The organism is Angustibacter peucedani (assembly GCF_054779595.1).
The window spans coordinates 20,937-28,134 of record NZ_BAAGXY010000016.1 but is presented as its reverse complement, the minus strand read 5'-3'; the positions used below and the strand labels follow the sequence as shown (position 1 = coordinate 28,134).

General features: G+C 74.6%; 7 protein-coding genes and 1 pseudogene. 6 read left to right on the top strand and 2 right to left on the bottom strand.

Going from position 1 to position 7,198, the window contains the following annotated elements:
- Nucleotides 1–216, bottom strand: a pseudogene (locus tag ACYVJ4_RS04430) (hypothetical protein); the annotation flags it as partial.
- Between the two features lie 34 nt (nucleotides 217–250).
- On the opposite strand from ACYVJ4_RS04430, the gene ACYVJ4_RS04425 reads away from it, so the two are divergent.
- The 3 genes from ACYVJ4_RS04425 to ACYVJ4_RS04415 are packed head-to-tail and all read left to right on the top strand — an operon-like array spanning nucleotide 251 to nucleotide 3,560.
- Complete coding sequence (locus tag ACYVJ4_RS04425; protein ID WP_460458901.1) at nucleotides 251–1,585, top strand: cadherin-like domain-containing protein; 1,335 nt, start codon at nucleotides 251–253, stop codon at nucleotides 1,583–1,585.
- Between the two features lie 48 nt (nucleotides 1,586–1,633).
- On the top strand, nucleotides 1,634–2,821 hold the full coding sequence (locus ACYVJ4_RS04420; RefSeq protein ID WP_460458900.1) for a PQQ-dependent sugar dehydrogenase: 1,188 nt from the start codon (nucleotides 1,634–1,636) through the stop codon (nucleotides 2,819–2,821).
- 1 nt (nucleotide 2,822) lies between these two features.
- Nucleotides 2,823–3,560, top strand: a complete 738-nt coding sequence (locus ACYVJ4_RS04415; protein WP_460458899.1) for a spermidine synthase family protein — start codon at nucleotides 2,823–2,825, stop codon at nucleotides 3,558–3,560.
- 23 nt (nucleotides 3,561–3,583) lie between these two features.
- Here ACYVJ4_RS04415 and ACYVJ4_RS04410 read toward each other — a convergent pair whose 3' ends face one another.
- Entirely contained in the window at nucleotides 3,584–4,339 is a 756-nt protein-coding gene (locus tag ACYVJ4_RS04410; protein WP_460458898.1) for an SDR family NAD(P)-dependent oxidoreductase, read from the bottom strand.
- 128 nt (nucleotides 4,340–4,467) lie between these two features.
- Here ACYVJ4_RS04410 and ACYVJ4_RS04405 point away from each other — a divergent pair, with 128 nt between their 5' ends.
- Genes ACYVJ4_RS04405 through ACYVJ4_RS04395 form a run of 3 tightly spaced genes read left to right on the top strand, consistent with a single transcriptional unit; the run spans nucleotide 4,468 to nucleotide 7,195 of the window.
- Nucleotides 4,468–5,307 (top strand): helix-turn-helix transcriptional regulator, encoded by an 840-nt coding sequence (locus tag ACYVJ4_RS04405; protein ID WP_460458897.1) that lies wholly within the window; start codon nucleotides 4,468–4,470, stop codon nucleotides 5,305–5,307.
- A gap of 56 nt (nucleotides 5,308–5,363) precedes the next feature.
- Nucleotides 5,364–6,539 (top strand): sensor histidine kinase, encoded by a 1,176-nt coding sequence (locus ACYVJ4_RS04400; protein WP_460458896.1) that lies wholly within the window; start codon nucleotides 5,364–5,366, stop codon nucleotides 6,537–6,539.
- Nucleotides 6,536–7,195, top strand: coding sequence for a response regulator (locus tag ACYVJ4_RS04395; RefSeq protein ID WP_460458895.1), 660 nt, complete (start codon nucleotides 6,536–6,538; stop codon nucleotides 7,193–7,195). The genes ACYVJ4_RS04400 and ACYVJ4_RS04395 overlap by 4 nt, the downstream gene beginning before the upstream one ends.
- The last annotated feature ends 3 nt before the right edge of the window (nucleotides 7,196–7,198 follow it).

The following is a 7,198-nucleotide window of genomic DNA, read 5'->3' as shown; positions in this document are numbered from 1 at the left end:
CCCGTCGCCGACGTCCTCCCGGACGCCACGGACGCCGCGGCCGACCGACGTCCCGACGCGGGCCGCGGCGGACGACGAGGCGGCCCCGCTGCCCGTCGTCCGGCCGACGACGAGCGTGCCGACGACGGCGCCGGCGGCCCCCGCCCCCTCGACGACCACGCGGCCGGCCGAGCCGGAGCCGACGACGTCCGAGCCCGAGCCGTCGACGTCGACCACGACTCCCCCGCCCGCACCGGACGCCCACGACCCGGTGGCCGGCGCCGACGACGTGACCCTCGACGAGGACTCACCCGCCACGCCCCTCGACCTGCTGGGCAACGACTCCGACGCGGACGGCGACACACTCGTCGTCGTCTCGACGACCGGCGCCGCGAAGGGCACGGTCTCGCTCAGCGGCGGCCAGGTGACCTACACGCCGGACGCCGACGCCTACGGGAGCGACGCCTTCAGCTACACCGTCAGCGACGGCACCGGCCGGACGGCGGACGCTGCGGTCGACGTGACCGTTGCGCCGCAACCGGATGCGCCGGTCGCGGGCGACGACACCCTGTCGGTCGACGAGGACGACCCGGCCACGCCGGTCGACGTCCTGGCCGGCGACACCGACGCGGACGGCGACACCCTGTCGGTCTCGTCGGTGGGCGCGGCCGCGCACGGCTCGGTCGCGCTGTCTGGCGGCACGGTCACGTACGCGCCCGACGCCGACTACGACGGGCCGGACTCGTTCTCCTACACCGCGGACGACGGCACCGGCCGCACCAGCTCGGCCACCGTGACGGTCACCGTCTCACCTGTCGAGGACGCACCGGTCGCCGCCGACGACGCCTACTCGGTGCAGGTCGGCGACCCGGTCGCGGGCTCGGTGCTCGACAACGACAGCGACGAGGACGGCGACGCGCTGACGGTGGTGTCGGACGACAGCCCGGACCTCGACGTCGCGGCCGACGGCACCTTCTCGTGGACGCCCTCGGCGCCGGGCTCGACGACGTTCACCTACGTCGTGGACGACGGCACCCTGACCACCACCGGCACCGTGACCATCACGGCGACCGCGGCTCCCCCGACCTCGCAGTCGCTGTACCTGCGCGGCGGCGACACGTTGTCGGTGGGCGTGCTGTCGCCGACGGCGCCGCTGTCGGCCCCGACCGACTGGGACGGCGACGGCGACCCCGGGCTCACGATCAAGCACGGCGACATGAAGGTGACCGAGCTGGACGTCCGCAAGTTCCAGCTGTGGTCCTACCCCGTCGGCGCTGGCGGCCTCGCCCTCGACGGGCCGGTGCAGCTGCGCCTGTGGAGCTCGCCGGAGCTCAAGGCCGACAAGGCCGTCGACTACGCGGTCTGGGTCGACGACTGCGACGCGCTCGGCCTGACGTGCGTGCCGGTCGTGAGCTCGGTGAAGGTGCACGTCGACGACTGGACGACGACCACCACCTGGGAGCAGCGCACCATCACGGTCGGCAGCGCGCAGCACACCGTCGCGGCGGGTCGGCAGCTGCGGCTGCGGCTGATGTTCGGCCACGAGGACCTCTGGCTGCCGCTGGACGCCGCGCACCCGAGCGAGCTGCTGCTCGGCACCGGCTGAGGCCGCGCGAGCCCTTGCCCCAGACCGGGACGAGGCGGACAGTGAGGCATGACCTCCTCGCCGCGGTTCCGTCGTCCGGTCGTCTCGGCGCTCGTCGCGGGGGTGGCGGCAGCGCTGGCCCTGCCGCTCGTCGCGGTGTCGCCGGCAGCCGCCGCGACACCTGACACCTACCTGTCGCGGCGGGTGGCCGACGGGACGTTCCACGAGCCCACGGCCGCTGCGGCGTCGCCCACCGGCGCGGGCAACAACCGGATCTACGTCGTGGAACGACGCGGCACGGTGGCGCGCTACGACGTCGACCTGGCGCGGCCGCTGGCGGGCTACTACCTCGACCTGCGGTCGGTGGTGAACGACAGCGGCGGCGAGCAGGGCCTGCTCGGGCTGGCGTTCGACCCGAAGTTCGCGAGCGGGCGGCCGTACGTCTTCGCCAGCTACACGCGCTCGGACGGCGCGCTGGTCGTGGTGCGGCTCAAGGCTTCTCGGCCGTCGGCGTACACGATCTCGGCCAGCACGCGCCGCACGGTGCTCGTCGTGCCGCATCCCGGGCAGTCGAACCACAACGGCGGCAACCTGATGTTCGGCAAGGACGGGTTCCTCTACATCGGCACGGGTGACGGCGGCGGCGCGGGCGACCCGGGCGACAACGCGCGCGACCGCACGGTGCTCAACGGCAAGGTCCTGCGCCTCGACACCGCGCACTCGTGCGGCGGCAAGCTCTACTGCTCGGCGCGCGGCAACCCGTTCGCGTCGTCGTCGACCTACCGGCACGAGATCTACCTCTACGGCGTGCGCAACCCCTGGAAGTTCTCGCAGGACCCGGTCACCGGCACGCTCTGGATCGGGGACGTCGGGCAGGACGCCTACGAGGAGGTCGACCGCGTCGCGACGCCAGCGACGGTGTTCGACCTCGGCTGGCCGTGCCGCGAGGGCTTCGCGTCGTACTCGTCCGGCCGGTGCGGGTCCGCCGCGCGCCAGGACCCGCTGCTCGCCTACTCGCACAGCGTGGGCGAGTCGATCACCGGCGGGTACGTCTACCGCGGCAAGGCCTTCCCGCAGATCGTGGGGCGCTACCTGTTCGCGGACTTCATCAGCGGCACGCTCTTCTCCACCGGCAGCTCGGGCGTCTACCGCACCGAGGCGTCGCTCGGCGGCATCACGACGTTCGCGCAGTCGGCGTCCCGCGAGCTCTTCGTGCTGACGTACGGCGGCGGCATGCACCGCGTCATGGCCCGCTGAGGTGGCCCGGGTCCCGAGCGGGCGGTTCGTCGAGCTGGACTGGCAGCAGACGCCGATGGGCGAGATCAGCCTGCGGCGACGCGCCCACGCCCAGCTCGGGGTCGACGTCTACGAGGCGAAGCTCGGCGACGAGCACCTGATGTCGACGCTGTTCACGGCGTCGGAGGAGGCGCTGGCCCGGCTCGGCCTGGCCGAGTTCGACGACGAGCACGGCCCGCTGGACGTGCTGGTCGGCGGCCTGGGCCTGGGGTACACCGCCGTCACCGCCCTGGCCGACCCGCGGGTGCGCCACCTGGTGGTGGTCGAGGCGCTGGCGCCGGTGGTCGACTGGCACCGCCGCCGGCTGCTGCCCCTGTCCCAGCAGCTCACGGCCGACCCGCGCACCGAGCTGGTCACCGGCGACTTCTTCGCCCTGGCCCGGGACGGCGGCCTGCCCGGCACCAACCCGGCCGGGCGCGGGTACGACGCCCTGCTCGTCGACATCGACCACACCCCGAGCCACCTGCTGCACCCCTCGCACGCCGACCTCTACACCGCCGACGGGTTGGCGCGGCTGCGCGAGCAGCTGGCGCCGAGCGGTGTCTTCGGCCTGTGGTCCGACGCGGCGGCCGACGAGGAGTTCCTGGCGCGGCAGCAGACGGTGTTCGCCCGGGCGCGGGCCGAGCGGGTCGAGTTCGCCAACCCGCTCACGGGCGGGACGTCGTCCAGCACCGTGTACCTGGCCCGCACCGCGCCGTAGCGCGACCCGGCCGCGGCGACGCCTCACATCCGCATGCCGCCGGACGCCTCGACCCGCTGCCCGGTGATCCAGCCCGCGCCCTCGGCCAGCAGCGCCGCCGCCGCGCGGCCCACGTCCTCGGCCTCGCCGACCCGGCCCATCGCGGTCACCGAGGCCACCATCCCGCGGTAGCCCTCGTCGTCCCGGATGCGTCCGCCGGCGAAGTCCGTGGCGGTGGCGCCAGGGGCGAGCACGTTGACGGCGATGCCGCGAGGCGCGAGCGCGACGGCGAGGTAGCGGGTGGCTACCTCGATCCCGCCCTTGGCCGCGGCGTAGGCGAGGTACGGGCCGCCGACGAAGCGGGCGAGGCCGGTCGAGAAGTTCAGGACGCGGCCGCCGTCCTCGATCATCGGGGCCAGCGCCTGGGTGAGCAGCACCGGTCCGCGCACGTGCACCGCGTGCATGGCGTCGAGCGCCTCGGCGGTGATCTCGCCGAGCGGGGTGTCGGCGCCGACGCCGGCGTTGTTGACGACCACGTCGACCGTCTCGCGCTGCCAGGTGGCGCGCAGCACCTCGCGGAGCTCGGCGACGAAGGGCGCGAAGTCGGTGGTCTCGGCGGTGTCGAGCTGCAGCGCCGCGGCTCGTCGTCCGCGCTGCTCGACCTCGGCGACGACGTCGGCCGCCAGGTCGGCGTTGCCGCGGTAGGTCAGGACGACGTCGGTGCCGCCGTCCGCGAGAGCCAGCGCGGTGGCGCGGCCGAGGCCGCGGCTGCCGCCGGTGACGAGGGCGATGCGGGTCATGGTGGTCTCCTCCGGTGGGGTTCGGTTCCCCTCCACCGTCACGGATCCGGGCGAGGGCAACCAGCACCCGTCGATCCGGGGAGCGGCGGTCCCTGGCTGGCGACCGCCGGCTCGGCGAGGATGGGGGCATGGACCGCCCGCAGCTCGCCGACTTCCTGCGCACGCGCCGCGAGGCGTTGGCGCCCGAGGACGTCGGCCTGCCGCGCGGGCCGCGCCGGCGCACCCCCGGCCTGCGCCGCGAGGAGGTCGCGACGCTCGTCGGGATGTCGTCGGACTACTACGGGCGGCTCGAGCAGCAGCGCGGTCCGCAGCCGTCCGAGCAGATGACGGCGGCGCTCGCCCGCGGCCTGCACCTGAGCCACGACGAGCGCGACCACCTGTACCGGCTGGTCGGCCACGCGGTGCCCGAGCGCGGCGTCGTGAGCGAGCACGTGTCGCCCGGGCTGATGCGGGTGCTCGAGGGGCTGGACGGCGTGCCCGCCCAGGTGATGAGCGAGCTCGGCGAGGCGCTGGCGCAGACCCCGCTGGCGCGTGCGCTGCTCGGGAACCGCAGCGACCGCAACGGTTTCGAGCGCTCGACGGTGTACGCGTGGTTCACCGACCCGGCATCGCGCGACGTGTACCCGGCGGACGACCAGCTCGAGCACGGCCGGTCGTTCGTGGCCGAGCTGCGCGCGGTCTACGCCAAGCGCGGGCCGTCGTCGCGGGCCGGTCGGCTCGTCGACGAGCTGCTCGCGACGAGCGAGGAGTTCGCGGCCATCTGGGCCGACCACGAGGTGCGCGCGAAGCACCCGCGCACCAAGCGGCTGCAGCACCCCGAGGTCGGCGTCATGTCGTTGCAGTGCCAAGTGCTCGTCGATCCCGAGGACGGCCAGCAGCTGCTCGTCTTCACCGCCACGCCCGGCAGCCCGGACGCCGAGAAACTGCGGCTGCTCGAGGTCGTCGGCACGCAGTCGCTCGTGGGGTAGTCAGGACACGTCTGCAGGCAGAGGTGGTGCTCGTCCCGCGCGCGTAGCCTCGGCCCATGAGCGCCCTGCCCGCAGCGTCCGGGTTCTTGCGACGCGCCCGGCGCGGCGGATGGCGGCGGGCCGGCCTGGTGCTCGACGTCGGCCTCGCGGTCGTCGCCGCCGCCCTGGCACTCGCCTCCTTGCTGGCCACGGACGTCGACACGGTGGATCCCCGGCTGCACGACCCCGACCTCCTCGCCGCCGTCGCCACCGTCGTGGCAGCGGGCGCGCTGGCCTGGCGCCGCAGCCGGCCGGTGGTGTCCTACGTCGTCTTCGTCGTCGGTGCGGTGGTGGTGAGCGCGACGTACCACTACATCGGCCTGCTGTCCGTGCTCATGCTGCTGAGCTTGTTCTCCTTGGCGACGTACGGGAGCCGGCGGGACGGCGTGCTCGGCCTGGGCGCCGGCGCGGCGGTGTTCGTCGGGTTGGGACTGGCAGGCGTGCCCGACCTGCGCACCAAGGACGTCCTGCTCGCGATCGCGCTCCTCGTCGCGTCGTGGGCCGTCGCCGAGGCGCTGCGGGCCCGGCGCGACCAGCAGCGCGGGCAGGTGCTGGCCGCGCTGACCCACGAGCGGCTGCGCATCGCCCGCGAGCTGCACGACGTGGTGGCGCACAGCATGTCGCTGATCGCGGTGCAGGCCGGGGTGGGCGCGCACGTGATCCGCTCCGACCCGGCCGCGGCCCAGCAGTCGCTCGAGGTCATCGCCGACACCAGCCGTCGGGCGCTCGAGCAGACCCGCTCCATGCTGGGGGTGCTGCGCGCAGAGACCGAGGAGGGCACCCGCCCGCCCACGCAGGGCGTCGACGACCTGCCAGCGCTGGTCGACGACGTCCGGGCGGCCGGGCTCGAGGTCGAGCTGGTGCGCGCCGGCTCGACCGACGCCCTCGACCCGGCCGTGTCGCTGGCGGCCTACCGCGTGGTGCAGGAGTCCCTGACCAACGTCATCAAGCACTCGGCGGCCTCGTCCGCGACGGTCCGGGTGGTCGCCGGCGACCGTGAGATCGCGGTCGAGGTGAGCGACCCCGGGCCGCGGCGCGAGCCGTCCGGCCGCCCGGGCGCGGGTGCCGGTGCCGGCCACGGCCTGGTCGGGCTGGGCGAGCGGGCCCGGCTGGTCGGCGGCACCCTGCAGCACGGCGCCGACCGCGACGGCTTCCGGGTGCGGGCCTGCCTGCCGACGGGAGCGGGCCGGTGATCCGCGTCGCGGTGGTCGACGACCAGGACCTCGTGCGCGCCGGGTTCGTCCTGCTGCTGCGCTCGGCGCCGGACGTCGAGGTGGTGGGTGAGGCGCGCGACGGGCTCGAGGCGGTGGCGCTGTGCCGGCGGACGTCGCCCGACGTGGTGCTCATGGACGTGCGGATGCCGCACCTGGACGGCTTGGCTGCCACCCGGACGGTCCTGGCCGACCCCGCGTGCCGCGGCACCCGCGTGCTCGTGCTGACGACGTTCGACGACGAGGACCTGGTGGTCGAGGCGCTGCGCTCGGGAGCGAGCGGCTTCCTGCTCAAGGAGACCCGCCCCGACCAGCTGCTCGAGGCGATCGCGGTCGTCGCGGCGGGCGAGGCGCTGCTGCACCCTCGGGTGACGCGGCGGCTCATCGAGAGGTTCGCCGCGCTGCCCGACGCCGGCCGCCCGGCCCGCGACGACGGCCTGACCGACCGCGAGCGCGAGGTGCTGCTCGAGGTGGCGCGCGGTCTGTCGAACCACGACATCGCGGCCCGGCTGCACCTGGGCTACGGCACGGTCAAGACGCACGTCAGCCACCTGCTGACCAAGCTGGGGTTCCGTGACCGCGCGCAGCTGGTGATGTACGCCTACGAGTCCGGGCTGGCCGTCCCAGGGCGCGGCTAGCTC

Excerpts from the sequence above, each read along its gene's own strand:
- ACYVJ4_RS04420 (WP_460458900.1), top strand. The coding sequence starts at position 1,634 with ATGACCTCCTCGCCGCGGTTCCGTCGTCCGGTCGTCTCGGCGCTCGTC.
- ACYVJ4_RS04410 (WP_460458898.1), bottom strand. The coding sequence starts at position 4,339 with ATGACCCGCATCGCCCTCGTCACCGGCGGCAGCCGCGGCCTCGGCCGC.
- ACYVJ4_RS04400 (WP_460458896.1), top strand. The coding sequence starts at position 5,364 with ATGAGCGCCCTGCCCGCAGCGTCCGGGTTCTTGCGACGCGCCCGGCGC.
- ACYVJ4_RS04405 (WP_460458897.1), top strand. The coding sequence starts at position 4,468 with ATGGACCGCCCGCAGCTCGCCGACTTCCTGCGCACGCGCCGCGAGGCG.